Raw genomic sequence first — 25,998 nt, 5'->3', positions numbered from 1 at the left:
CGGCGATCATCATGTTCGATACTACAATTATGTTGCAACATAACCCGATAGCCACTGGAGATGATGAGAACCCGAGCAAGGCATAGCAGTATCTACACGACAAATAAGCCGCCATATAGCCCGAGGGCTTTGGCGGCTTGTTTTGCATATACGAAGTCAACGAGATCCCCTTTTGGAGGTTACGCCGCAGCCAGATTCCATTTCAATAAGACGTTGGTTGGTTTTACCAATCAGAGGATTCCGAACCCCTATTGTCGAAATATACCAAACAGATTTGAAATTTATTGGGAAAGCAGCGATGTTTGATGTCAGAAGAATATTTTGACGAGCTTCGCAAGAAAACGATCCGATACTGCCAGCATATTACCGGCTTGGAATGGGATGCCGAAGATTTGGCCCAAGAGACCTTGATGCGACTGGTCAGACTTAAACAGGAACATCCAGGTACGTCCATTTCCAATGCGTTTGTATATCGAATCGCGCACAATCTGTGGGTGGATCGGCTGCGTAAAAAACGGGTCTTGGAACAGTCAATCGATGATGCTCGTGATGTTCCGGAATATTCGCAGCAATATGACACGCGTGAGTTGCTGGAGCTTCTAGTAGAACGGCTGCCTGCAAAATACGTCGTGGTACTGTTATTGATGGATGTGTTCGATTATACCGCCAAAGAAGTGTCAGGGTTCATTGCCGGAACGGAAAATGCTATCTTGGTAACGCTGCATCGGGCAAGGAAAATGTTGAAGAAATGGGCTTTAACCGATGATTCAGTCAATCAATCAAACCGCAAACAAAAAACGGAAAAGTTTCAGCAGGGAGCATTGTTCGAACAGCTTCTGCATGCGTTTCGGCAGCGTAGCCCGGAATTGATCCGCCAAGTGTACATCGACCTCTTGAGTGAAGGGATTCGGGTTCAACAAATTTTACTACGAGAAAACCGCCTTGTTTTCTTGCTTAGTGACCCTAATGGAAATCTATTTAGAATTAGTACAGAACAATTGTAACGAGCTGTAAGATTCGGCTGTAAAATGACGTTACTTATGTGTAATAACATCATTTCTCACTGGGAGGAAAAATCAATGCATGTCCGTATTGAAATGTTTTGCTTGCCGGTAAGCAAGCTCGAACAGGCTGTTGAGTGGTATGGTAAGCTTGGATATTCCAAAATGGACGCTGGGGCCGACAAACAAAGTGCGCGGGTTATGGTCGGTAAAGACCAGTGGATTCAACTGGTGTCCACAAAGCGGCAGACGAATATGAATTTTTTCAACGATGAAGGGTATGAGATGTTCCCATGTACGATCAGAACGGCTGATGTACATGGAATGCATCATCGGCTTGCGGCTAGCGGGTGGGATGCGGGTGAATGCATAGACGAGTGTGGCTATAACTTTAAGGCTTACGATCCCGACGGAAACAGGCTGCATCTGTGGGGCGGATTTATCGGATTTGAGCACCCATCTGCCGATGGTATTGAAACCGTATATATTCCGGTTGCGGATTTAAAGTCATCTAGTGATTGGTATATCAAGTACTTCGGCGCTGTCCTGCAAAGGCCGGGGGAATACAACTTCCATCTGCTTCCTTCCGGTCAGACGATCATGTTGATCGAGATCAAGGATGGGAAACGATTGAAAATCGAGGCGGAGTTACAAAAGGAGCAGTACGGGATTTCGTTGGCAGTCGATGATTTTAACGGAATGGTGCAAAAGTTGAAAGACGGTGGAGAACAAATCGCGGAAGTCCGGGAAGACGAGCAGGAGCGGCTGCAGACGATTATAGCCGATCCTTCAGGCAATGTGATCCGAATTGCGGAAGATGCCTTGAGTAAAGGTATCACTTTTGAAGAGAAGGCATTGTGTCTATAGCAAGGGTAAAGCGCGGAATCCGACAGCTATCGGGTTATCTAAACTTGAATTATTTGGTATAGGGGACATTATGAATAAATCCAAGGCGCCTATTTTCAAAGATAAAAATGGAATTCGCTTAAGAAATAGTGTTGCTAATATAAGTCCCATTAGTATTCGAGGTAATAAACAATGGATTTTAGTCCGCGGAAGAAACATTCAAAAACCTTTATTGCTATTTTTACACGGTGGTCCAGGAGTCACAACAATGGGCTTTGCAAGTAAATTACAAAGACAATTAGAAGAACATTTTATCTGTGTCCATTGGGATCAAAGAGGTGCAGGAAAATCGTACGACAAAAGGGTGTTCAACGACCATCTGACTATTGATGATTATGTAGAGGATATCCGTGTACTCTCAATTTATCTTAGCCAAAAGTATAACAAGCAGAAGATTATTCTTGTCGGAAGATCATGGGGAACAATTATCGGTTCGTTGGCGGCTCACCGGTATCCTGAACTTTTTCATGCGTATATTGGAATTGGTCAAGTGGTACATATGATGGAAGGTGAAAGAATGCTCATTTATGGTGTTGACCTCACCGGGGGGAAAAGCAGGATATATTGTTGGAGAAAAGTAGGTTCAAGTGGTTTCAGTGGCGATGAGAGAAGGGTGTGGCGCACACTTGGTCCGACTCACGCTGAAAGTATTTACAGGAATCGCTTATTGACTCCGTGTTGACTTCGGGGCATAAAAAATACAGAGCAGCGGTAATAATCTTACCGTGCTCTGTACTCAGAAAATAGCATGCTGCTATGTGTTGCTCGGTTATTCCTCGTCACTTTTGGCAATCGGATTCTCCCCATAAGAGATCCAATCGCTCCAGTTTCTTACTCCCCCACGAACCCCTCTTAGATGACTTATTGCTGATTTTACACTATAAAAAAACTATATTTCTTGCCTCGTCTAGTCTGAATGAACTTCTTAATCCCTTTATACATGAGCCAAGCAAATATTAGTAATATCACTGGGGCTAGTTCAGGAGCTAGCAACGCCGCCATCGAAATAGCTAGTTCATAGTAAACAAGGAAATCTAAAATGCCTAATACGGCAATGCTCATGATCAAATATTGGAACTTCCCATATATATAACCTATTTTGAAAATCAAATTTTTAATGAATTTTAACATCTTTTCATGCCTCCTTTCTCCATGAGAATCTAAGATGTTTGGATTGTATCAAGCCATGCATTCGCCGCGATACGATACATGTAGGGCTTGCTCAGTTCGCGCTCCGGCCATCTTCTGAATCTGTGAAACGCCTTAATAATCGTCTCTTGAAATAAATCGTCACCGTCCCACTCAGAACCGGCTATTTTCCTGCAGTACCTGCACAGTTCCGGCTCAAGCGACAGCGTTAATTCCTCGAATGCCGCATCCGTCGGGAGAAGGGCCATAACCTTCAATCTCTGCGGTACTTTTGCTTATGAGCGTAGAAGGCGGCCGAGCCTGGCAATTCTTCAACGATACCAAGCAAGTTACCGTCCGGATCATGGAAATCAAAGAATCGAGTCTCTTCCTCGTGTATCTCGATCTCTTGCACGTCCACGCCCTTCTCGATCAGAGCGGCATGCGAGTATTCAATATCAAATGACTCAAAGTTATAGTAGGGGACTTTAAACGTTCCCGTATCGAAATGTATCGGCTGCGGCTTCTCGACTTTCCATAGACCTATGCTGGTCACTTCCCCTGGAAAGGCAAGCCCCGTGTACATTTCCGATCTTTCGATGACTTCCAAGTCAAAAATCCTAATGTACCACTCCGTCGAACGCTGTAAGTCGGTTACCGGGATAAAGATACCGCTGATCTTGCTGACGATTTTTCTCATCGAACCAATCCTCCATGTTTGTATTAAACATATACTAATATAACGGGAAATTTTGTCGCATAGATATGGGGGTGTACAATAAAATCTCTTAGTTCACAGAGATTTGTTGAGCTTCGGAGTCGTTTCTAATATTGTATACACGATATTCCCCCCTCTTTTTCAGCTTCATCGGGTTAATAATACTATAAAATTACAGACGGGCTTCATCAATTTTATTGTAAAAGAAAACCACGTTGATTCTGCGTTGAATAACGTTCTTGTTATGTAAAGTTGTTGACTTGCTTATCGGGACTGGGCGATTGCAACACTGCAAAGGTGGGGCAGACCCGGCCCTTTTTGTCTGTGCAGGTTACTGAGAGCGTACGCTCGCTTTTGACCCGTCATGAAAGTACTTTCAGCAACTGCGTGTTGACTCCTTGTTGACTTCAGAGCATAAAAAATACATCGCCAGGGCATATAAGCCGAATGGCGATGTATTCATGATCTGTATACTGTTATATGCCTTTCCGTCTTTACTCTTCCCCCGTCGCAATCGGGTTTTCCTCGTATGAGATCCAGTCGCTCCAGCTCCCCGCATACAGCTTCACGCGAGTGAACCCAGCCTCCTGAAGAGCCAACACGTTCGGCGTGGCTGAGATACCCGAGTTGCAATAGACGATGATCTCGTCCGAGGCGGAGGCAACGCCGCCGAAGCGTTCGCGAAGCTGTTCCGGAGACTTCCAGCTCCCATCCTCGTTCAGCGCATCCTTCCAGAAGTAGTTGACCGCCCCCGGAATGCGTCCGGCTATCGGATCGAATGGTGCTTCGAGGCCGAGATATTGGTTGGCGTCGCGAGAATCGACGAGCGCCGAGGTTACGCGGCGTTCCGACGCCGCGCGCACGTCAGCCACTTCGGCGAGCAGTTCCGGCCGAACGGCGGGAACGAACGTGCGTCTTTCCAGCGCTGAAGGCTCGTCCGTAACCGGAAATCCGACCGCAGTCCAAGCCGAGTATCCTCCGTCCAACACGTAGACGTTGTCATGACCGAAATACTTCAATATCCACCATAGCCGAGAAGCCGCCGGACCGTTACCGTCCTCGTAAACGACGACAGTCGTGGATTGATCGATTCCAAGGCCTCCGAACACGCCAGCCAGACGTTCCGGAGACGGAAGGGGACTGCGCCCTCCATGTTCTCGGGCAGGATCGGTCAGATCCGCTTTGAAATCGACGAACACCGCTCCCGGCAGATGTCCCTTATCATAAGCGTTGCGTCCATACTGAGCATCCTTAGGCGAGAACCGAACGTCTGCGATTACCAGCTGTTCGCTCGCACTCTGGCGAGATCGAACCCATTCCGCGTCAACGATATTCTTAAATGACATACTTGCACACTCTCCTCCCAGCGATTACGAGTTCTGAACATCTACGCTATTAAATCGTGAATTCCAGATGCTCCTGCGTCTTCACTTCATGTATCGCCATGTAAATATCGTTCTGAATCTTGAGCAGCTCGATGTCGTCGCGCTTGCGCGTACGCTTGTTCGGCACGTGGAAGATCGTATTGATTCTTCCGGGCCTCGGGGAGAGCAGTACAACCCGGTCTCCGAGAAAGACCGCCTCCGATACGTCATGCGTGACGAAGACGACCGTCTTCTTCTCGGCTTCCCATATTTTCAACAGATCGTCTTGCAGTTGCAGTCGGGTCAAGTGATCGACCGCTCCGAACGGTTCGTCCATGAGCAGAACCTCGGGGCTGTTGGCCAGCGCGCGGGCGAGGCCCGCCCGCTGCTTCATCCCTCCGGATAGATGATGAGGATACTTATGCTCGAAGCCTCGCAATCCTACCATCTCGAGGTATTTATGCACGCTAGCCTTTCGATCCGCCTTCGAAGCCCCTCGAATTTCGAGTCCTAACTCGACGTTCTGGAACACCGTGCGCCAAGGGTATAACGATGGATCCTGAAAAACGACCCCTCGCTCAATTCCCGTTCCCTGTAGCTTTTTGCCCCCGAACAGCACTTCTCCCGAGGTAGGCGACTGCAGACCGGCCAAGATCTCGAGCAGCGTGCTTTTGCCGCAGCCGCTCGGACCCAGAATGCTCAAGAACTCTCCGTCCTCGATCGTCAGATCAATATTCGTCAGCGTCTCCGTAGGGGTAGCACCCCCGTATATTTTCGACACGCCCTTAATCGAGAAACCGGCCATGATTGAACACCTCTATTCGTCTTACTGCTTAGGGATGAACCGCAAATCGAGAATCTTCTCGACATCGTAGATTTCGTCTTGGAAACCGAGCTCGACTTGAATTTGCTGCGTCTCCAGCAAGGCATTGGCATCCACGTTCGGGTTATTCTCCCATAACACTTTCTCGCGTTCGAACGCGCTATCGACCGCCTTAGGGTCTACTTTGACGTTCTCCAGGAAATAAGCTTTATACTCTTCGATATTGTTCTTCGCGTATTCTTGGGATTTGAAGTAAGCGCGCAGCAGCTTCTCGATCAATTCCGGATTCTTCTCGATAAAATCGTTCCGGGAAGCGAGCACCCCCGTATGGAAGTTTGGCAGGTAGTCCCACCCCTTGGCAAGCAGCTTCCCTTTGCCAGTGATCTCCACCAGGGAGGCGAAAGGTTCGTGTATAATCGTCGCATCCACTTGACCGGATTCCAAGCTCGCGTATGCCGCTTCTTGCGCGCCGTTGGCCACGTAAGTGACGTCGTCTTTGGTCAAGCCATGCTGTTGCAAAATTTTCTGCGTGTAGACGTCCAAGCCGCTTCCGAAGACGGCCGCTCCGACTTTCTTCCCCTTCAGCTCTTCAACGCTGTTGATACCCGGGGCCGCGATGAGATAGAATGGGCCTTTCGTGCGGAACATGGAGGAGACGATCTTGATCGGGGCTCCTTTGCCTGCCGCGATAATTGCCGTTGTCGTCGCGACGTCTGCGATATCGACGTCTTTGCTCGTTAATCCCTCGACGGCATTCTTAGTGGTAATGAACTCGACGTCAAGGCCTTCTTCTTTGAAAAAGCCTTTGTCCGCACCGAATCGGACGGCCAATCCGCTAACGCCGTTTAAAGGCGCGTACCGGATTTTCTGCAACTCTTGGTTGGCTGCCGGCGAAGCGGACGGAGATTCGGAAGTTTCCGGCGATGCCGGCGAAGCTGCTCTGCCATTGTTATTATTCGAGTTGCCAGAGCAACCCGAGAGAACGAGTGCTACCGCTACGCTTAATATCCATGCTCCTGCCCATCTTTTCTTGTTCATCTCTATCTCTCCCTTATCCTAGTTAGCTTTAATTTCTACGAAGACTTCCATCTCAGAACGACTCGCTTCTCGAGTAAGTCGATCACGGCGATAATGAGTACGGAGACGATCGTCACGACCGTAATAATCGCGAACGCTTGAGCCGTGTTATACAGCGATGTCGCCTGAACGAGCAGATTGCCGAGTCCGTCCTTCGACGCGATCATCTCCCCGAACAACGCTCCGACCAGCCCCGTTGCCGCCGATAACCGCAAAGCGACGAATATGGTCGGCGCCGCGGAAGGCAGAATCACCTTGATGATCGTTTGAACCTTTGACGCCTCGAACACGCGGGCCACCTTCAGATGATTTTCCGCCGTCTGCTTGATTCCGGTAATCGTATTAAACGCAATCGTGAAGAAGCAAAACAGAAATACGATAGCGACTTTATTGGAAAGTCCGATCCCCAGCCACAACATTAACAAGGGGATGATCGTCACCTTCGGTATCGCCAAGAGGGCGGACAGGAAGGGCTTGAAGAACATTTCCGCCTTCGGGACGAGAACCAGCAGCATACCGGTTCCGATTCCGGCGACCGCGGAGAGCGCGTACCCTGCCGCGAACTCGCGAAGAGTGACGGACAGGTGATGAAAGACATCTCCATCGGCAAATAATTTGATGATCTCATGAATGACCTCGGTCGGCGCCGACAAGTACAAGCTGCCGACGATACCCGCCCTTACAAGATATTCGATAATTCCCAGAACGAGCAGCAAGAGCGCAACCTGACCTATGACGATTCCGCTGCTGTATCGGTTCGATGTTCCGTCGCCCATACGCTTCCCTCGTTTCCGCGCTAGTCCGGATAGACCGGCGCTTTATTCGGCGGCTCCCTGCAGTGCGCCCTTCTTCGCGAACCGGTTATCCGGACGAGACAAGCCGAAGTGTTCCCGGAATGTCGCTCCCTCGTAATCGGTTCTGAACAATCCGCGACGCTGCAGCACCGGCACGACTAATTCCACGAATAAATCCAACCCTCCCGTCATGTACGGAGGACAAATATTGAAGCCGTCGGCCGCTTCTTGAACGAACCATTCTTCCATCTGATCCGCGATTTGCTCGGGATCACCCACGATCAGAAGATGGCCCCTTGCCGTCGCGGCGAAATAATGGAACAGCTCCCGAACCGTAATGTCTTCGTGCCCGGATGCCCGTTGCGCCAACGCGACCAGTCGCCTAGCCTTGTCGTCCGGAAGGCTGGATAGCGATAGATCGGGTAGCGGCCCGTCGAGAGGATACCCGGTCAGATCGATGCCGATTCGATTGGATAACGCGGTCAAATTAAAATCGGTTACGAGAAGCGAGCTCAGTTCCCGGTATTTCGCGTGCGCCTCTTCCTCGGTTCTTCCCACCAAGGGTACAAGTCCCGGCATAATCGATAGCTCATCCGGAGTACGGCCGTACTTGGCTAACTTGCTCTTGATGCCGGCATAGAATTTCTTCGCCTCTTCGAGCAGCACCTCTCCGGTGAAGATCGCGCTGGAGAATTGGGCCCCGAGCTCCTGGCTACGCTCGGAGGTGCCGGCGGATAACAACGGAATCTGGCCTTGCGGCGGTCTAGCCACGTTAAGCGGTCCTTCGACGGAAAACTGATCGCCCACGTGATGAATCGCATGCACTTTGCTCTCGTCTATAAATTCGCCGGACTCCTTGTCCCGGATGAACGCGTCATCCTCCCACGAATCCCACAGCCGCTTAACGACTCCGACGAACTCGTCCGCGTAATCGTAGCGCTTGGCGTTATCCCAATGCTTCTCGCGGCTGAAGTTAAGCGCGGCGCGGGTATCCGCTCCCGTCACGACGTTCCATGCGGCGCGTCCGCCGCTCAAGTAATCCAGCGATGCGGTCATCCGAGCCACATGATACGGTTCGGCGTACGTCGTATTCACCGTCACGATCAAACCGATCTTCTCCGTGAACGCCGCGAGATGGGACAGGATCGTGAACGGCTCCGGCCGGACCATCTGCGAGGGAAACGTATATTGCTCGGACGCGCTAGTTGCCAATCTGTCGCCCAAGAAGAAGAAATCGAACTTCGCACGCTCTAGCTTCTGCGCCACTTCGATGAAGAACCGGGGATCAAACGAACCGTCGGCCCGGGCTTCGGGCAATCTCCAGCCCGCGGGATGATACCCTGTCGAGAATAGGAAAAGGCCGAGATGCAGCTTGCGTTGGAGTTTACTCATATTGTTTTCCTCCCCATTAATATCTTAGTTATCACATGCGACAACAATGGATTGTAGTTATGACAAAAGGCCAAGACGGCGCGATGCTTCATTGATCTCCGTCAACTCTCCCTGCGTAAGGCGCTCATCCGCGAACTTTACCGAATCCAAAATCTGCTCCGGCTTCGATGCTCCAAGAATAGCAGACGAGATGTAAGGGTGACTCAATACCCACGAGAGCGCGAACTGGGCCAGCGTCCATCCCCGGGCTTCGGCCAACGGGCGAATCGTGTCAACGAGATCGTATGCAGGATTCGCGTTAAGCAAGAGCTTGAGCCTCTTCTCTCCGGCCGCGAGCCTGGAATCGGACGGAGGCGCTTCGCCTTGACGGTACTTCCCCGTCAGAATGCCTCTTCCGAGAGGACTGTAGGAGATGATGCCGACATTCTCGGATTCGGCGAACGGGACGAGCTCCTTCTCGATGTTTCTCGTGATCAGGCTATACTCCGGTTGAACGCTGTCGAAGCGGTGCAAACCATGCAAGGCGCTCACTCCATGAGATTTGGCCAACTGCCACGCCGCATAGTTCGAACATCCGATGTACCGGATTTTCCCTTGTTTAATCAGATCGTCGAGGGCGCGAAGCGTCTCTTCGATCGGCGTTTCCGAATCGAAGCCGTGAATCTGGTACAGGTCGATGTGGTCTGTCTGCAACCGTCTTAAGCTGTTCTCCAGCGCCCGGTAAATATGATAACGGCTCTGACCCTGGTCGTTGACGCCCGGACCTGTCCGATTATGGAATTTCGTCGCCAGTATAATGTCGTCTCTCCGACCCTTGAGGATTCGGCCGATAATGGCTTCGGATTCGCCAAGCAGCGAGATGTCGCCGAGATCCATTCCTCTGCCGTAGACATCCGCCGTATCTATGACGTTAATGCCCGCGTCCAGCGCGGTATCCAGTACCTTCGCCGAAGCTTTCTCGTCGATCCATCTGCCGAATGCCATCGTTCCCAAGCTGACTTCCGACACCTTAAGCCCGGTTCTTCCTAATCTACGATATTTCATTTTGTCGCACTCCCCTTGTGAATAACAAAACGGACAACCGGAAAGACGCCTTCTTCTTGCAAGCGTCTCTCCGGTTGTCCGGCAGAGTCATCTATTTATTAATAAATACTTATCCGATGAATTAAGTAGGATAATAACATTGACAAGCTTTTTTGGCAATCCTTTTTTCAAAAAACGACAGCAATCGCAGACAGGAGAGGAGTAAGAACTGAGAGGCATACAGCGTGCAATCGGAGCGATTGCGATAGCGAGAACGTTTCTATATGCCGGGAGGGTGCTCTCATACTTTTTGCTGGAGTCAACAATCACTTTTAATTATCTGGAGCTAACCGCGATTTCATTTCCCTTATGGCAGATCAATACACGAGAGCCATTTGTTCGGCAGCCGCGATCGAACGAGCTCGGATTCGCTCCGTTTCACTTGGCAGCTGTCCCATGCCTTCTACGTATATGGAAGCAACATCACTAATGCCCATAAACGACAGGACTGTTCGCAAGTAACGATCCCCTAGTTCTTTGTCCCCGAGCGGTCCCTCTGAGTAGATGCCTCCCCGCGCCTGAATATGCAATGCTTTACGGCCGGACAATAGTCCGACAGGTCCGTTCTCGGTGTAGCGGAACGTCTTGTCTGCGATACAAACGTTATCGATATAGGCTTTCATGATGGCAGGCAGCCCGAAGTTCCACATCGGCGTGACGAACACGTATTTGTCCGCGGAGACGAACTGCTCGAGCAGCGCGTTCATGAAAGAGAGCTTTGAACGTTCGTCAGCGGCTAAGTCCGTGAAGGATACGCCTTCTTGCAGCTTCTTCCAGCCATTGAATACATCACGATCCAACAGCGGGACCTGCGTCTGATACAGGTCCACTTCTATGATCCGGTGCTCTGGATTGCTTTTTTCATAGGCGTTCATGAATTTGCGGGCAACGGAAAGACTGAAAGAATCCTGTTCAGCTTTCGGATTTGCGGTAACGTACAACAGGGTCGACAATGGTATGTTCCTCCTTCTTAATGGCGGGTTGGCGGATGAATAACGATAGGATGAGTGCGATTAGCGTCGCTGCGATCCCGATCTGGCAGACAATCTCGATGGAATTGTGAAGCGCATTTGGAGTATCGGTCAGAGCTGATGAACGGTTTGCCAAGCGCGACTCGAAGGCATAGCCCATGACGGCAATGCCGATCGCCGCGCCAAGCTGACGCGTGAGCTGATAGGTCGCAGTAGCTGAGCCGACGATCGACCGAGCGACGGTGTTCTGCGCCATCAATGCGTATACCGATAGTACGATACCTAGTCCGAATCCGTAGACGACCGAATACGATGAGGCTTGCAGAATGTCCGTCTGCATGTCCATGAACGTCAATAAGACGTTGCCGACTAGCATAACAATTAATCCAGAAAAGGCGACTGGCCTCAGTGTGCCTTTACGTGCGAGCAGCCATCCGCTGCTCGCATTGGATAGCGATAGGCTGATCGAGAGTGCGACCATGACGAGTCCCGATTGTGACGCAGAGGAGCCTAGCACCTGCTGCACATAAAAGGGGAGATACAGCATCACTCCGAACATACTGACGCTCGTCGTGAAGCCGACAAGGCAAGAAAGCGCATATTCGCGATTGCGGAACAAGCCGGTAGGCACGATCGCGTTCGGGTTGCTTCGGCAGATTGCCCAGAACCATATTGCACAACCGGCAGATAAGGCGTACAGGCCAATGATCAGAGACGCAGGAAATTGTGATCCTGAACCGCTATGCGAGATGGCGAGCAAGAGAGCGGATAAGAAGATGGTTAGCGACAGAGCGCCTTTGTAATCAAAGGGACTGCGATTCGTTCGCGGGCTTGAGGGGTATCTTCCCGTTATGAACGCAAGCGCGATGAGCCCGATCGGGAGGGAGACGAAGAACGCCCATCTCCAGCTCGCTCGGTCTGCGATTAAGCCGCCTAATACCGGGCCGATGAGGCTGGCTGCGCCATATACGGATGTCAATATGCCTAGCCATGTCCCGCGTTCCCGAGGCGCGAACAGATCGCCGACGACGGCGAATGAGGTCGCGATTAGAATGCCGACGCCGCAGCCTTGTAACGCCCGGAATAGGATTAACTGATCCATCGATGCGGATAGTCCGCAAAGTAGAGTGCCAAGCATCAGTACACTGATGCCGACGATAAGCAATGGCTTACGGCCGATTCGATCGGATAGACTGCCTGACAGCGCCGTCGCAACGGCGCAGAAAAGCTGAAATACGTTGAACAGGTCATTCATGTCTCGAATCCGGTCCCATTCCATCGAGATGCGAGGGGAGAGGGTTCCGATCATCGTCTGGTTGACGGCGGCGAATAAAAGCGCTGCCATCACCATCACCATTAAGGAGCGTCTATTCGAAGGCGTTAACTGTGTCATATTACCGGATACCGGAACACGTCACGCCTCACCGTTTAACGCCCGGACGACGAGACGTGCCGTCAGCTTGCCGGAATGCTGCTGCTGTCCTGTAATTAAGTTCCCGTCCCGTACGACATAAGGCTCGAACGGTGCTCCATGAACGAACTTTGCGCCCTGAAGGACAGCGCGATCTTCGATTCGGAACGGCATGACGGTCTGTCCGGCCATGCGGTCGAAAGCATCCTCTTCATCATTCGTTACTCCGATTATGGTCCTCCCTTGGACGAGCGGCGAGCCGTCCGCTAGACGGCATTCGAACAGCAACGCAGTGCCGTGACATAACGCTGACGCGATTTTACCAGTCTCGAAGAATTCGGTGAATAACCGCTGCAAGGACAGATCTGCCGCGAAGGTAAACATCGGCGACATGCCTCCTGCGACGAGGACGGCATCGAATTCCGATGAAGAAAATTGCGAGATGGAGGGTGTATCCTCCAACTGCTTCAGGAATGGCTCGTAGTGCAAATAGCCGAGCGATACGATATCATCCATTGCATAGCCGTCCGGATTGCGTGGATCGCTGTAGGTGTCCATTTCGACTTTGCCGCCTTGCGGGCTGGCGATTGTCACCTCGATGCCGGCCTCGGTCAATTCGTAGTAGGCATGCGTTAACTCCGACAACCAATAGCCGACAGGCCAGCCTAACGTCGTCGACACGGAGGGGTTCGCGACGATTAATAATACCTTCTGTTGCTTGCTAGCTTCATTCATGTTCTGACTCCCATTCGGATGGATTCAATCCGCACCATTGCGTTTGCCGGATTGTAGCCCCTATAATAAATCCTAATCGTGGGCGCTGAGAAGAATGCACATTCTTGTAACCTACTTACTATTGGGAAAGCGGTGATGGGATGACGAAGTATCGTATGAACGAATACACGTACAACTGTCCGGTCGAATTGACGCTGAATACGATTATGGGTAAGTGGAAGGCGCTTATTCTATGGCAGCTGCGCAAAGGGGCCAAACGCTACAACGAGCTAAGACGCTCACTTCCGAACATTACGGATAAGATGTTGGCGCAGCAGCTTAAGGAGCTTGAAGGGGCGGGCATCGTTACGAGAACGGTATATCCGACCATCCCTCCGATGGTGGAGTACGAGCTGGCCGAGCTCGGGCAAGAGATTCAGCCGATCTTGAAGCTCATGCAGCAGTGGGGAATGAAGTTTAAGACGAATAATCCGGACGACCCGCAACAATCCGACCAGACACCTGTCTATTGAATTGTAACGGAAGGGGCTTACTTACCGTCCGGTAAGTACCCATCGTGTAAGTGCGTACTTGCGCCAGCGTACCAGTTGTACTATTGTTCTCGTCGAGGAATCGTCGATTACTGAGAGATTGGCTGGTGGTTACATGGAATCACAAATTAAAGTTCACGTTATGCATACGGGCAAGGTAAAGGTAGACCGAGCGCTGCCATACAAAGAGCTCGATGTCGTACCGCCCGTTCATGCCAGGGAAGAGGCTTATCGGATGTGGCTGCCGATATCGTCGTACTTGATCGAGCATCCTGACGGAAATATCGTGGTCGATGCAGGGTGGCATGAGGATGTCCGCACGAAGGCGCAAGCCCATCTTGGCGCGGCAGCTAGTTTCGTGGAATACGAGCTGCCTGCAGGCTGGTCGATTAAAGAGCAGCTAGCGGCGCGGCAGCTATTGCCAAGCGATATCGATATTGTCATTATCTCGCATCTGGACGTCGATCATATTAGCGGGCTGTCGCTACTCAAAGGCGCTCGCTCATTCTGGGTCAGCGAGCCTGAGCTGGCGAACGCAAAGCCGCACAAATTGGCATGGTATGGAGAGCTGCCTGTCCAGACGTTTACCTATGAATCTATTCCTTACGGTCCTAACAAACGGGGCCGAGATATTTTCGGAGACGGAAAGATCTACCTCGTCGATACACCAGGACACACGCCGGGACAGCTGTCCGTTCTCATAAGGCTTCGCGCAGGCTGGCTGTTGCTCGCTTCGGATACGGGCTATACGGGACGGTCTTTGGAGGAGTTGATCCTACCGGGGATTACGACGGACGAACGGCAAGCTGTACAGTCTTTGCAATGGGTGAAGGCGTTCTCGGAGAGTGCTGATTGTGTCGGCGTGCTCCTGAACCATGATCCGGCGATCGTTCCCGCGACATATAGCTGATCCGGATTAGCGTGCGAAATTAACGAAAGAAGAGTCTTCCGGGTGTCGCTATAACTACTATGAGGTGGCTAAAGTACATTCGGCTAACCGTCTTGTCCATGCTTCTCTTTCTTCATAACCTTTCGAAATTTGAAGAAGTCTTCACCACCTGGCATGGACTTGTCATTCTCGTGTCTATTGTCATGCATATGCGGGTCAGAGTGATATTCATTGTAGAACTCGACGATTTGACAATCCGCACTTATTCACATAGAAGTTGATGTTTCGTTTCTCAAAATAGGGTGTCACAGTTTCCCAGAGTCTTACATAATGAAATTAATTATATCATTAATCTTCCTTCTCAACGCTCAGCTCTTTAGCAACGCCAATTTGCTTACAGGTAGCCATGAAACCGTTTCCTCCATTTATTTTAAAAGTCCAAGTGCCTGATCATGACCAACTGTCGAAGCTGCTGGATGAGATTCTTGTCTACGGCTATTATAAAATCAACATCTCTATTGGGCAGTATAAGTAACGATTATATGCTCAGTAGTTTTGCATCAAGATAAAAGTGTGATTTTAATCACAGTGGATTGATTCGGAAAGGTTCATAATGAACAAGTGTGGCTTGATGATCATGCAGCTCGCGCAACTTATGACCCCCATACATAAGGAGGCAGACGAATGAAGATTTCAACCAGTCTGGTGATGAAGATTGTTGTAGGGATTTCCGCAGTGGCTACAATTACATATGGTACGAGCGCGTTTTTTATTTTTGTGTTGAAGGACTACTTGGCTCCGAGAATGGAGTTATTGTTTTTTTCGGGTATCATTTTTGGATTAGGCGTGTTTTGGACGGGTCTTCTTGGCTGGATAACGGCGAGATGGCTGGTTAAGCCGCTCAATAATTTGCAGAGAGCGGCTGAAATCGCAGCTAAAGGGGACTTGAAGGTAGGGGTAGCCGTTCCGAGCTCACGGGATGAATTAAGGCAACTCGCCGCATCGTTTAACCAGATGATTGCAAGTTTGCGCGGCATCGTCGCCGATATTGATGCGCATTCTACCGCTACCGGATCCGAAGTGGAGCAGTTGCGGCTAACGCTGGAACAAACGGCGAAGCTTCTGACGGACATAGCGGAGCGGGTGGATGAAATTTCCTGCAATACGGATACGCAGGCGGAGCTATCGCGGACGATGTACGCGTCGATTGAGGAAATAGCTGAAATATCGGCGGATGCGGCAGCTTGCACGGTTGCCGCCCAGCAGGATGCCGAGCAAATGGCAGCGGCAATGGTCAGGAGCAACGAGGCCATCGATTCCTTGTCGACTGCCATGAATCGTTTGGCGGTAGAGGGCAACGAAACAACAGTCATCATGAGAAGGCTGGAGGAGCATGCCGAGCAGATCGATGAGATTATTCATGTCGTGGAGGAGATTGCAGCCCGAACCAACTTGCTTGCCTTGAATGCTTCTATTGAAGCGGCCCATGCCGGTGAGCATGGACAAGGCTTCCAAGTGGTTGCTGTTGAAATTAGGAAGCTGGCGAACCACACGACTATGGAGGTGCAGCATATTGCGGGTTTAATCGAGGCGATTCAAGGCGACTTGACCGTTGCGGTCGGCCGCATGGAAGCGCAGGCTCGGCACACCGATACGGGATCGGACCAAACGAATGAAACGGTGGGCAGTCTGCAACGGATTTCGCAATCCGCCGATCGAACCGTCCAGGCAGTCAACCGCATAGCGGAGCTGATGGGCATACAATCCTTGAAAATGAACGCTATGCTTTCCGGCGCGGAGCGGGTAGCCGATGTGGCTGAAGACAATGCGGAAAAGCTGAACAAAATCTCATCATCTGTACAAGAGCAGAATGCGATGGTTCAGGAGGTCGCCGCAGCGTCCAACGAACTGCAAAATATGACCCGTGCTTTGCAAAGCGGCATTGGAAAATTTCAATTTTAGTATGCGGATTCCATCGGTTCACGGCGAATTTCACTGCGTTGTCTCTGCTTTCGATTATTAGGGTGGGAAGAAAAAACAGAGGCCTTGGCTTAAAACCAAGAACCTCTGTAGTCTATTTACTGTCGTATCGCTTCATAAACAAATTTCTGCTTCCCATTTGTTGGTGCTTTGCCGTATTCGAAATCAGCTGATACAACCACATTCGAAAAGCCGATGCTTTCTAAAACGAGCTTAAATTCTTCGATACCATACCAACGTAATGCAAAACGCTGTAATTCGGTCTGGATAAGTGCGCCGTTACGCCATTTTTCATATTTTAGATATGAAACTTTGTATTGATTGTATAAATCTGCTTCAACAAGCTTGCTTTCCATTGTGATGATGTCTCCATTCGGCAAGTTGAATGTTGACGTTCCACCAAACTGACCGCACTCAAAATTATTGTCAGGCAGGAAAAGATCAAGAATTAGACGCCCGCCTGGCTGAATGTGGTGGTAAAGGCGCTTCAAAGCGTTTAGTGACTCCTCTCGTTTTTCAATTAACAAGAAAGAGCCGCCTGGAATAATAATAGCTTCATATTTATCGGGCAAAGACAGTTCTTGAAGATTTGATTCATACAAGTTGGAGACTAAGTTTCGTTCCTCAAAACGTTGACGGCAAGAAGCCAACATTTCAGGAGAATAGTCAACTCCATCTACATGAAGACCCGATTCGAGAAGCGGAATGATTACCCGTCCAGAACCGACCATTGCTTCAAGGATACGACCCTTACAATGCTTTAGTCTATCACGGTAATATTCTACGTCACCGCCAAAAGATTGCCCGACTTTCTTAGTGAGGTCATAGACCTCTGTACATAATTCTCCATAGTAGCTAAACGACATGCACTTTTCCCTCCGAATGTAGATGTACCACGGAAGGGATCATTTAGATTTATCCCTTCCGCACCGTATAGATGGACACGTTGGATTTAAGCATTTGCATGAGAATCACTCACCTTCGTATGAAATTATTCCAATTATAGTTTCTAGGTAAAATTTGGTCAACAGGACAAGACAAACGGGTAAAGGCTGTCGTGAAAGTCATACTACAGCCTTTTTTTACATGCAAATTTGTTACAGACGCGGCTTCCTTGAATCGGTCAACAAGGAGAATATAACATTTTCTCGAATACTCTGAAGTACTGATATTTTAGGCGTGTATTCACTGATGGGGGATTCAAATGTCTGTTACTTTATATATTATGAGACATGGTGAAACGGATTGGAATAAGGAAAAGAGGCTCATGGGCCACTTTGATGTGCCCATTAATGAGGTCGGATTACAACAAGCTCATATATTGGCTGAAAAACTTTATAAAATTAAATTAGATTCAATTTATAGCTCAGATCTTCGAAGAGCTTTACAGACATCAGAAGTTCTCGCTGATCAGTTAGGGATTAGCAAAATAAAAAGCGATTATCGATTGCGAGAAGCGCAAGGTGGAGTTTGCGAAGGATTAACTTGGGCAGAAATGCATCAAGCACATCCTGAGTGGTCGGAGCGTGACCAGAAAGACTGGTATTCCACTCCTTATCCAGGCGGAGAAAGTTTGCTCGATGTAGCTAGCCGTGTTGAAGATATGTTGAATGAACTCGCAAAAAACCACGTCGGAGAGCATATTGGTGTGGTGACACACTGGGGAGTCATATGCGCTGTATTAATTTCTGTACTTCAAATAGATCAAGAACATATGAAAAGAGTACATATCGATAATTGTGGGTTAACAGTAGTACATTGGGGAGAAGAAAAGTCATTGCTACGATTAAATGCTTGAGAATATACTAGGCTAACGAAAACTTGCCGTTACAGACGGCGAGGAGAACCGTACCATTATGTAAGAAACGAAAATACCAGGAGAGTGACATAGGCTATACAACCTTACAAACTTCTTTCTGAGCTCCTATCCCGAATAGAAGAAAAGGTTTCGGGTACGAGCGAGACAGAGTATCTGAACGATCTCCCGATCTCCACTGTTCATTTGCGTCGACTTTTCAAGTTCGCTTTTGGCGTGCCGCTGCAAAGCTATATCCGCTCTCGAAAGCTGGCTGTCAGCTTGGAAAATTTGATGCAAACCGAGAGGCGGGTCCTCGACATTGCCATCGAAAGCGGTTATGAGCATGAACAAACCTACATACGCGCGTTTAAACGCGAATATGGGATAACGCCTGGCGAATGCAGGGAATCCGGTAGAAACATTCACGTAACCCCTCCACTTCATTTATTTCCAAAGAACGATGTTTGCGGAAATATGGTATACGGGCCAAATATGGTCATGATTCCATCCTTTCATCTAATCGGGCGAAGGTATCGAATTGAGATCGCTGAAGCGCCGACCAAAGCGCCCGAAGCGGCCAAACAGTTTTGGCGGGAAAAGCGGCATGAAGTGCCTAATCCGGCAGAACCCAATATCTATTACGGTCTAACGAGGACAACTGATCCATCGTTTACTTGGACGAACTATCTGCCATCTATGCGTGTAAAGGATCTGAACGTTATTCCTGACGGATTTACAGGTGACACAGTCCCTGCTACTATGTGTGTCGGCTTCCGCTATATTGGGAACCATCATTACGAGGAGATTAGCGAGCTTCGCGCAGAGGCGCTTTATACTGCCATCAATAGGCTTGTCAATGAGCACAACGGAAGATACGAGCTTCTGGATAGCGAATTCTTCTTCGAAAAAATTGATACGGATGCGTATGATGGACAATATTGTCAAATGGAGTGGTTTGCGCCCATCAGAATGAAAAACGCTTAAAATGATCAAAAAAGTTCATCGAGCTTGCCGCTATTGAGGTACGCTCTTTTTGTATTTATTAATAGATGGCAGTACGAAAAGGAGAGATCGTTATAAACGATAACGAAGTTGTTTCAATTGGAGATACCTATTTACTTGCAGCGGTATCAGAGTTGTTCGGATTAGAAGGCTATGAAATCCAGTTGATTCCGGCACATGATGGAGGACGAAATATCGTTTATACCTGTGAAAAAGAGGGTGAGGGGGCTAAAATACTCAGAATCGCTTTCTTACCAGACAGGAGCCGAGAAGATTTCCTAGGCGAAGTGGAATTTGTTCGGTATCTATTTGAGCACGGAGGCAGTGTCTCAAATATTATCAGCTCCCGAAAGGGGAATCTGCTGGAGGAGATCACCTACAATAACCACATCTTTTTTGTCTGCCTGTTTGAAAAGGCTAAGGGGAAAATGCTTGTAGAAAATCATTATCGGTACCGAGAAGGAGTTCCAATTACCGAATATTATTATAATTGCGGTAAAACCCTGGGGAGACTGCACCAAATATCGAAAGGGTATACGCCTATCCATCGCCGGTATAGCTTTTTTGACAAATACAATGCCGAATATATCGATTCACTGATACCGGGTTCTTTATCCCTGGTTAAGGAGAAGATGATAGAGCTCCTTGATACCTTACAAGGATTGGATAGGGACCAGGAGACTTTTGGTATGATCCATTTTGATTACAACGATGGGAATTACTCCATAGATTTTGATACCGGGCAAATTACCGTATATGATTTCGATAATTCGCTTTTCGGTTGGTATATGTTTGACCTAGCGGGTCTCTGGATACTAGGAGTGGGCTGGATACAATTTGAGCCAGACGCCGGAAAACGCAAAAAGTTCATGGATGATTATTTTAAAACAGTACTTGAAGGATACAGATCCGAGACCGAAATTGAAGATTCGATGGTGGATAAGCTGCCGTTGTTTATCCAAGTAAGCCTCATGGAAAATATTATAGATGCATTCGAGGTCATGCGGAACAACGGCGAAGAGCCGGAGTGTGATGAGGAGCTGTCGTATCGGATAAAATGTTTTGAAGACGATATTCCGTATAAAGGATTTTTACATGAAATTTACTCTTGTGAAGAGCCGTTTGAGTATGAGAAAAGAAATATTTAGTCTTTTTGTTGCGGCCTTGCCGTTTATCTCCATTATGGCTTGGGTAGCGGACGAAAATGCAGAATTGTCAAACGGGTAGCATTGTTTATTATTTTTTGATAAACTTGGAATATCTAGGGAATGGAGGCGGTTTACATGAAAAGTAAGAAGTATAATGGGCAAAAAAACGGGGAACCAAGCGCATAATTAGCCCTATAACTGCGACTCCCCATATGGGAGAAAACTGTCTTGAATAATCCTTTTCTAAGTATCCAAAATCCAACTCCAGTAGGCGCCGGTTCTTACGAAATGGCTTTGCCTCTGATTACTGCTTTAGAATTGAAGCCAGGTATGCGTATATTGGAAATAGGCGCTGGTACTGGTCAAGTTGCGGCAACATTAGCTAAACATTGGGGAGTAACTGTAATTACTTTAGAACTGTGGGAAAGCTTGAATTTTATCCAAGAATGCGCTTCAGAACAAGGCGTATATAATGACGTTCTGGCAGTGAAGGCAAATGCTGAACGTATGCCATTTCCTGACGAAGCATTTGATGCAGTCTTTAGTATCGGCTCCTTTTTTATGATTGAGGATAGGGAACAAGCTCTGAAAGAAATTACACGCGTTACTCGCGCTAACGGCTATTTTGGAATTGCTGAGCCTATGTGCACATTAAATCCAGTGCCGATTGGTTTGGGAAATTTCGATATCTTTAAGTCCTATAAGAAATGGCTTCGGACATTGGACTGGAATCGCAATTTACTTCAAAGTCAAGGCTTTTTAATCACGGAAAGCTTTTACTTTAGTGAGGGTTACCAATGGATGCTCGATAATTTCCGATATTATGACGGTGAAAAGGATTTTATTCTGCACGATGCAGGACGTTGGTTGGGACTAGGGCTTGCTGTTGGCAAGAAAGTACGGAGGTAAGCGTTGAATTAGCAGAGAACGATTTTTGAACACCGACATGGCTGCCACACGATAGCCCTTGAATAAAATAAATATATAAAGGGCCATCCCACAAAGGATGGCCTTAAAATTATAGAAATGAGGTGAGGCATAGTGACACAGGAAGAAGTGTTAAAAGGCGGAAATGTGAATCACATTGTCCGTAGGGAAAATACGGTTCTCCGTCCCACAGGTTATTGGAGCCCGTGCGTTCATGAGCTGCTTAAACATCTAGAGAAGCAAGGCTTTGAGGGAGCGCCAAGATTTCTCGGAATCGACGATTCTGATCGTGAAATATTAACATTCATTTCAGGGGAAGTCCCGGGGAATGAGTACCCTGAACTTGAACCTTACATGTGGTCGGATGAAACGCTTGTAGGTTTAGCGCGTCTTTTACGCCATTTTCATGATGCGACTGAAGGATCAGCTCTCATGACGAAGAGCAAATGGCAGCTTAGTTATGTCGGCGAACGTGAGCACGAAGTGATATGTCATAATGACGCTGCATTGTACAATGTGGTCTTTCAACAGGGGATTCCTGTAGGGCTGATCGATTTTGATATGGCTGGTCCAGGTCCGCGTATGTGGGACATTGCTTATTCCCTCTATACATCGGTTCCGCTTGCGAGCTTCGAGCCAGACCATTCTTCGAGAAAAACGGTGAAGTACCAGTCGGATGTACACGCTTCGGAGCGCCGCCAACGCATTCATTTGTTTTTTGAATCGTATGGAATTCCCGTCCCGAATGATCTGTGTCAGTGGATTATTCAACGATTGACTACAATGTGCGATACGCTCCGAAATGGTGCTGCCGAAGGGAATCTTGCCTTTCAAAAAATGGTTGATGAAGGACACTTGGCTCACTATGAGAGCGAGATTCGATTTGTAGCAGATCATTTCAATGATTGGACATAGCATGATTTGTTACTCAAGTGGATTACTATAGTTGAAGTATAGCGAGAGTAAGATTGTATTGATTTTATTTCCAGAATAGGGTATTTTAAATACAGCTTAGCGATAAGCTAGTTCCTGATACGAAAGGAGATGTGTTTTAATGGCAACTACTTATATGATGGTGGTTTGGTCTTAAAACTGAATAGAAGGCATACGTGAAAAAAAGCGGGAAATCGTCCGTATTATTTGGTGTGCCGTTCAAAGTAACCTTTCGTGAATATTGCTGTTTGCAGGATACGATGAAGGTCGTATCTTTTTTTTGCGTCCTGATGCCGCGCGACAGCAGCTTCTTTAGAGGCTGCTTGTCCGTGGCATTTTTGCGTCCAAAAACAATAGTAAAGGAGCTAGAAAAAATACCATGATAGATTTGAAAACCTATGGCTTTACCCAAATAGAAGCAATCCCAGACGGATTAGTGCCTGGCAGAGTAACGGAGCTTCGGCGCGAGCGCTTTACGGTTATGACCGGGCGCGGCGAAGTAACGGCGGTGCTCAAAGGCGCGTTTTATCACAGCGCGGAAACGCGCGGAGACTTTCCGTGCGTAGGCGATTTTGTACTGCTGCACGACAACGAGAATGGAGACTCACTCATTCATACCGTATTGCCCCGCCACGCCAAGTTCTCGCGCGCGAATTACTCCGGGCATGCTGCCGGCTATGCCAAAACGGTGCTGGAGCAGGTCGTCGCAACCAATTTTGACTATGTGTTTATCATTTCATCACTGAATGGGGACTTCAACGTTACCCGCATCATGCGGTACCTGACACAGGCCAGGCATAGCGGCGGCCAGCCGATCGTCATTCTGACCAAGGCAGATCTCGTTGAAGATTATACGATCCCGCTCGCAGAAGTCACAGGCAGCATCCCTGATGTGCCGGTTCACGCGATCTCCAGTCATACAGGCCAAGGGCTGAACGAGCTGGATGCTTACCTGTCGCCCGGTAAAACGGTCGTCTTCCTCGGCATGTCCGGCGTCGGCAAATCGTCTCTGCTTAATGTCTTGATGGAGCAGGATGTCATGAAGGTTCAGGCAATTCGGGAGGCTGATAGCCGGGGGAGGCATACGACAACGCATCGTCAGCTGTTCATGCTTCCTTCCGGTTCAATGGTCATCGATACGCCGGGTATGCGCGAGCTTGGATTATTTGATGCCGGCGAGGGCATTCGCGCAGGCTTTGCCGATGTGGAGGAATGGTTGACGCAATGCCGCTTTACGGATTGCCGCCATCAAGCCGAGCCGGGCTGTGCCGTTCTCGCCGCGCTTGCCGATGGCTCGTTATCTCGTGAGCGGTGGGAGCGTTATGTCTCCCAGCGTCATGAGAACAAGTATGTCCAGGATAAAACGACCTACCTCATCGACAAGAGAGCCCGCAATAAATCGATCGCCATGTGGAGCAAACAAACGAAGAAAAACGGAGGCTGGAAAAAATGAATATAAAAAACGAAGCGCTAATCTCTGCCCTGCAACAAAGGTTCAAAACGAATATCGTCTCCGCTGACTGCCATGCAGTGCCTCTACGAGGCGGAACGGTGGGAGATGTGCAGCTCGTAACGGGGAATGCAGAAACCGCCGATGGTGAAAAATGGCCGTACCGCATGGTGCTAAAAATCCAGAAAAAATGGGAGCGTTACGACGATCCGGATTCATGGCGCCGGGAATATGATCTGTATACATCTGACCTGGGATCGACGTTCTCGGATGCTTTTCGCTGGCCGGCGTGCTATCATGCCGAACTCAATGCTGAAGAAGATGAATTCGAGCTGTGGCTGGATTATATCGACGGCGTAACCGGTCTGGACTTGACGGGCGACATGTACGAACAGGCCGCGCTGGAGCTGGGACGCTACCAAGGCAAGCTGTATGCGGAGCAGCCAGCCGTGCTGCATAGCCTGACCAACCTGAGCCATGCCGATTTCATGAAGAATACGTATCTGCATTACCGGTCATGGCCGGTCGTCTACAATTATATACGCTCAGAGGCGTGCGAATTCCCGCAGCAGGTAAGGCAAATGCTCATCGACATCGATGAGCACGCGGAGGAGATTTTCGCCCGTATTGAAAAATTGCCCCTCGTGCTATGCCACCGGGACTTCTGGGTGACCAACCTGATCTACGCTGACGGCAAATTCGTGATCATCGACTGGGATACGAGCGGCTGGGGCTACCTGGGCGAGGATCTCGCAAGTCTGATCGCGGATGAAGCAGATATCGACCACATGGTTGAATATTACCAGCGATGCGTCCCTGCGTATTACAAAGGCTTTTCCCAATATGCGGATGTACCGCCTGTCGCTGAGCATTGCGTCTACGAGCTGATCCTGTTAGTTTTCGGGTACAGACTCGTGGAGTGGTATCTTCACACCAAGGACGATGACGAGAAGGCGAAGCATCTTCATGTTCTCCAAAAAATCTATGAAATGAAGGCCTGCCCATGACAATTGTTACAGACAACGCGGAGAACCGTAACACAAGTAACGGCAATTTTTTAAACTTAAATGATTTGATGAACCCTGATTACAGGGAAATATTATAGAAATGAGGTGAGGCATAGTGACACAGGAAGAAGTGTTAAAAGGCGGAAATGTGAATCACATTGTCCGTAGGGAAAATACGGTTCTCCGTCCCACAGGTTATTGGAGCCCGTGCGTTCATGAGCTGCTTAAACATCTAGAGAAGCAAGGCTTTGAGGGAGCGCCAAGATTTCTCGGAATCGACGATTCTGATCGTGAAATATTAACATTCATTTCAGGGGAAGTCCCGGGGAATGAGTACCCTGAACTTGAACCTTACATGTGGTCGGATGAAACGCTTGTAGGTTTAGCGCGTCTTTTACGCCATTTTCATGATGCGACTGAAGGATCAGCTCTCATGACGAAGAGCAAATGGCAGCTTAGTTATGTCGGCGAACGTGAGCACGAAGTGATATGTCATAATGACGCTGCATTGTACAATGTGGTCTTTCAACAGGGGATTCCTGTAGGGCTGATCGATTTTGATATGGCTGGTCCAGGTCCGCGTATGTGGGACATTGCTTATTCCCTCTATACATCGGTTCCGCTTGCGAGCTTCGAGCCAGACCATTCTTCGAGAAAAACGGTGAAGTACCAGTCGGATGTACACGCTTCGGAGCGCCGCCAACGCATTCATTTGTTTTTTGAATCGTATGGAATTCCCGTCCCGAATGATCTGTGTCAGTGGATTATTCAACGATTGACTACAATGTGCGATACGCTCCGAAATGGTGCTGCCGAAGGGAATCTTGCCTTTCAAAAAATGGTTGATGAAGGACACTTGGCTCACTATGAGAGCGAGATTCGATTTGTAGCAGATCATTTCAATGATTGGACATAGCATGATTTGTTACTC

27 protein-coding genes and 1 pseudogene are annotated in these 25,998 nt (G+C 48.8%); 14 read left to right on the top strand and 14 right to left on the bottom strand.

What is annotated here, in order from left to right; all coding sequences use genetic code 11:
* The first annotated feature begins 284 nt into the window (after positions 1–284).
* From GOM71_RS08420 to GOM71_RS08410, 3 genes are all read left to right on the top strand, one after another.
* Entirely contained in the window at positions 285–1,004 is a 720-nt protein-coding gene (locus GOM71_RS08420) for an RNA polymerase sigma factor (RefSeq protein WP_216651733.1), read from the top strand.
* A 75-nt stretch (positions 1,005–1,079) separates the two neighbouring features.
* Positions 1,080–1,868 (top strand): VOC family protein, encoded by a 789-nt coding sequence (locus GOM71_RS08415; protein ID WP_156279814.1) that lies wholly within the window; start codon positions 1,080–1,082, stop codon positions 1,866–1,868.
* Between the two features lie 70 nt (positions 1,869–1,938).
* Positions 1,939–2,589 (top strand): alpha/beta fold hydrolase, encoded by a 651-nt coding sequence (locus tag GOM71_RS08410; protein WP_156279812.1) that lies wholly within the window; start codon positions 1,939–1,941, stop codon positions 2,587–2,589.
* A gap of 191 nt (positions 2,590–2,780) precedes the next feature.
* On the opposite strand, the gene GOM71_RS08405 is transcribed toward GOM71_RS08410, so the two are convergent.
* The 12 genes from GOM71_RS08405 to GOM71_RS08350 all read right to left on the bottom strand — a co-directional run bounded on the left by GOM71_RS08405 (position 2,781) and on the right by GOM71_RS08350 (position 13,403).
* Positions 2,781–3,038 (bottom strand): hypothetical protein, encoded by a 258-nt coding sequence (locus GOM71_RS08405; protein ID WP_156279810.1) that lies wholly within the window; start codon positions 3,036–3,038, stop codon positions 2,781–2,783.
* A 29-nt stretch (positions 3,039–3,067) separates the two neighbouring features.
* Positions 3,068–3,304: an RNA polymerase sigma factor gene (locus tag GOM71_RS08400; protein ID WP_156279808.1), complete on the bottom strand. Its 237-nt coding sequence runs from the start codon at positions 3,302–3,304 to the stop codon at positions 3,068–3,070.
* Between the two features lie 5 nt (positions 3,305–3,309).
* Positions 3,310–3,735, bottom strand: coding sequence for a VOC family protein (locus GOM71_RS08395; RefSeq protein WP_156279806.1), 426 nt, complete (start codon positions 3,733–3,735; stop codon positions 3,310–3,312).
* 512 nt (positions 3,736–4,247) lie between these two features.
* Positions 4,248–5,099 carry a sulfurtransferase gene (locus GOM71_RS08390; RefSeq protein WP_156279804.1) on the bottom strand — a complete coding sequence of 284 codons (852 nt, stop codon included), beginning with the start codon at positions 5,097–5,099 and terminating at the stop codon, positions 4,248–4,250.
* Positions 5,100–5,148: 49 nt separating this feature from the next.
* Complete coding sequence (locus GOM71_RS08385) at positions 5,149–5,922, bottom strand: ABC transporter ATP-binding protein (protein ID WP_156279802.1); 774 nt, start codon at positions 5,920–5,922, stop codon at positions 5,149–5,151.
* A gap of 21 nt (positions 5,923–5,943) precedes the next feature.
* Complete coding sequence (locus tag GOM71_RS08380; RefSeq protein ID WP_156279798.1) at positions 5,944–6,978, bottom strand: ABC transporter substrate-binding protein; 1,035 nt, start codon at positions 6,976–6,978, stop codon at positions 5,944–5,946.
* A gap of 35 nt (positions 6,979–7,013) precedes the next feature.
* Positions 7,014–7,793 carry an ABC transporter permease gene (locus GOM71_RS08375; protein ID WP_156279793.1) on the bottom strand — a complete coding sequence of 260 codons (780 nt, stop codon included), beginning with the start codon at positions 7,791–7,793 and terminating at the stop codon, positions 7,014–7,016.
* A gap of 42 nt (positions 7,794–7,835) precedes the next feature.
* Complete coding sequence (locus GOM71_RS08370; protein ID WP_156279791.1) at positions 7,836–9,203, bottom strand: LLM class flavin-dependent oxidoreductase; 1,368 nt, start codon at positions 9,201–9,203, stop codon at positions 7,836–7,838.
* 57 nt (positions 9,204–9,260) lie between these two features.
* Positions 9,261–10,247, bottom strand: a complete 987-nt coding sequence (locus GOM71_RS08365) for an aldo/keto reductase (RefSeq protein ID WP_156279786.1) — start codon at positions 10,245–10,247, stop codon at positions 9,261–9,263.
* A gap of 356 nt (positions 10,248–10,603) precedes the next feature.
* On the bottom strand, positions 10,604–11,239 hold the full coding sequence (locus tag GOM71_RS08360; RefSeq protein ID WP_156279784.1) for an FMN-dependent NADH-azoreductase: 636 nt from the start codon (positions 11,237–11,239) through the stop codon (positions 10,604–10,606).
* Positions 11,199–12,614 (bottom strand): MFS transporter, encoded by a 1,416-nt coding sequence (locus GOM71_RS08355; RefSeq protein ID WP_216651732.1) that lies wholly within the window; start codon positions 12,612–12,614, stop codon positions 11,199–11,201. Before GOM71_RS08355 ends, GOM71_RS08360 begins: the two co-directional genes overlap by 41 nt.
* A gap of 57 nt (positions 12,615–12,671) precedes the next feature.
* A complete protein-coding gene (locus GOM71_RS08350) occupies positions 12,672–13,403 on the bottom strand; it encodes a type 1 glutamine amidotransferase domain-containing protein (protein WP_156279779.1) in 732 nt (243 codons plus the stop codon).
* A 140-nt stretch (positions 13,404–13,543) separates the two neighbouring features.
* On the opposite strand from GOM71_RS08350, the gene GOM71_RS08345 reads away from it, so the two are divergent.
* Together GOM71_RS08345 and GOM71_RS08340 are read left to right on the top strand one after the other, a co-directional pair.
* Positions 13,544–13,915: a winged helix-turn-helix transcriptional regulator gene (locus GOM71_RS08345; RefSeq protein WP_156279777.1), complete on the top strand. Its 372-nt coding sequence runs from the start codon at positions 13,544–13,546 to the stop codon at positions 13,913–13,915.
* 133 nt (positions 13,916–14,048) lie between these two features.
* Positions 14,049–14,843 (top strand): N-acyl homoserine lactonase family protein, encoded by a 795-nt coding sequence (locus GOM71_RS08340; protein ID WP_156279775.1) that lies wholly within the window; start codon positions 14,049–14,051, stop codon positions 14,841–14,843.
* A gap of 83 nt (positions 14,844–14,926) precedes the next feature.
* Here GOM71_RS08340 and GOM71_RS24390 read toward each other — a convergent pair.
* Positions 14,927–15,143, bottom strand: a pseudogene (locus GOM71_RS24390) (GNAT family N-acetyltransferase); the annotation flags it as partial.
* A 363-nt stretch (positions 15,144–15,506) separates the two neighbouring features.
* Between GOM71_RS24390 and GOM71_RS08335 the strand changes: the two are divergent.
* Positions 15,507–16,784 (top strand): methyl-accepting chemotaxis protein, encoded by a 1,278-nt coding sequence (locus GOM71_RS08335; protein ID WP_156279773.1) that lies wholly within the window; start codon positions 15,507–15,509, stop codon positions 16,782–16,784.
* Between the two features lie 116 nt (positions 16,785–16,900).
* Here the strand turns inward: GOM71_RS08335 and GOM71_RS08330 are convergent, their stop codons facing one another.
* Complete coding sequence (locus GOM71_RS08330; RefSeq protein WP_156279770.1) at positions 16,901–17,668, bottom strand: class I SAM-dependent methyltransferase; 768 nt, start codon at positions 17,666–17,668, stop codon at positions 16,901–16,903.
* A gap of 338 nt (positions 17,669–18,006) precedes the next feature.
* Here GOM71_RS08330 and GOM71_RS08325 point away from each other — a divergent pair, with 338 nt between their 5' ends.
* The 8 genes from GOM71_RS08325 (at position 18,007) to GOM71_RS24935 (ending at position 25,983) form a co-directional block, all read left to right on the top strand.
* Entirely contained in the window at positions 18,007–18,600 is a 594-nt protein-coding gene (locus GOM71_RS08325) for a histidine phosphatase family protein (protein ID WP_156279768.1), read from the top strand.
* Between the two features lie 96 nt (positions 18,601–18,696).
* Complete coding sequence (locus GOM71_RS08320) at positions 18,697–19,584, top strand: helix-turn-helix domain-containing protein (RefSeq protein ID WP_367649526.1); 888 nt, start codon at positions 18,697–18,699, stop codon at positions 19,582–19,584.
* 65 nt (positions 19,585–19,649) lie between these two features.
* Positions 19,650–20,750 (top strand): phosphotransferase enzyme family protein, encoded by a 1,101-nt coding sequence (locus GOM71_RS08315; RefSeq protein WP_156279764.1) that lies wholly within the window; start codon positions 19,650–19,652, stop codon positions 20,748–20,750.
* Between the two features lie 228 nt (positions 20,751–20,978).
* A complete protein-coding gene (locus GOM71_RS08310; RefSeq protein ID WP_156279762.1) occupies positions 20,979–21,659 on the top strand; it encodes a class I SAM-dependent methyltransferase in 681 nt (226 codons plus the stop codon).
* A gap of 132 nt (positions 21,660–21,791) precedes the next feature.
* Entirely contained in the window at positions 21,792–22,592 is an 801-nt protein-coding gene (locus tag GOM71_RS24940) for an aminoglycoside phosphotransferase family protein (protein WP_367649519.1), read from the top strand.
* Positions 22,593–22,989: 397 nt separating this feature from the next.
* A complete protein-coding gene (rsgA, locus tag GOM71_RS08300) occupies positions 22,990–24,063 on the top strand; it encodes a ribosome small subunit-dependent GTPase A (protein ID WP_156279757.1) in 1,074 nt (357 codons plus the stop codon).
* Positions 24,060–25,067, top strand: coding sequence for an aminoglycoside phosphotransferase family protein (locus GOM71_RS08295; protein ID WP_156279750.1), 1,008 nt, complete (start codon positions 24,060–24,062; stop codon positions 25,065–25,067). The genes rsgA and GOM71_RS08295 overlap by 4 nt, the downstream gene beginning before the upstream one ends.
* Positions 25,068–25,182: 115 nt before the next feature.
* Complete coding sequence (locus tag GOM71_RS24935; RefSeq protein WP_367649519.1) at positions 25,183–25,983, top strand: aminoglycoside phosphotransferase family protein; 801 nt, start codon at positions 25,183–25,185, stop codon at positions 25,981–25,983.
* The last annotated feature ends 15 nt before the right edge of the window (positions 25,984–25,998 follow it).

The organism is Paenibacillus sp. NEAU-GSW1 (assembly GCF_009737085.1).
GTDB lineage: Bacteria > Bacillota > Bacilli > Paenibacillales > Paenibacillaceae > Pristimantibacillus.
This window is presented reverse-complemented; position numbering and strand designations above follow the sequence as displayed.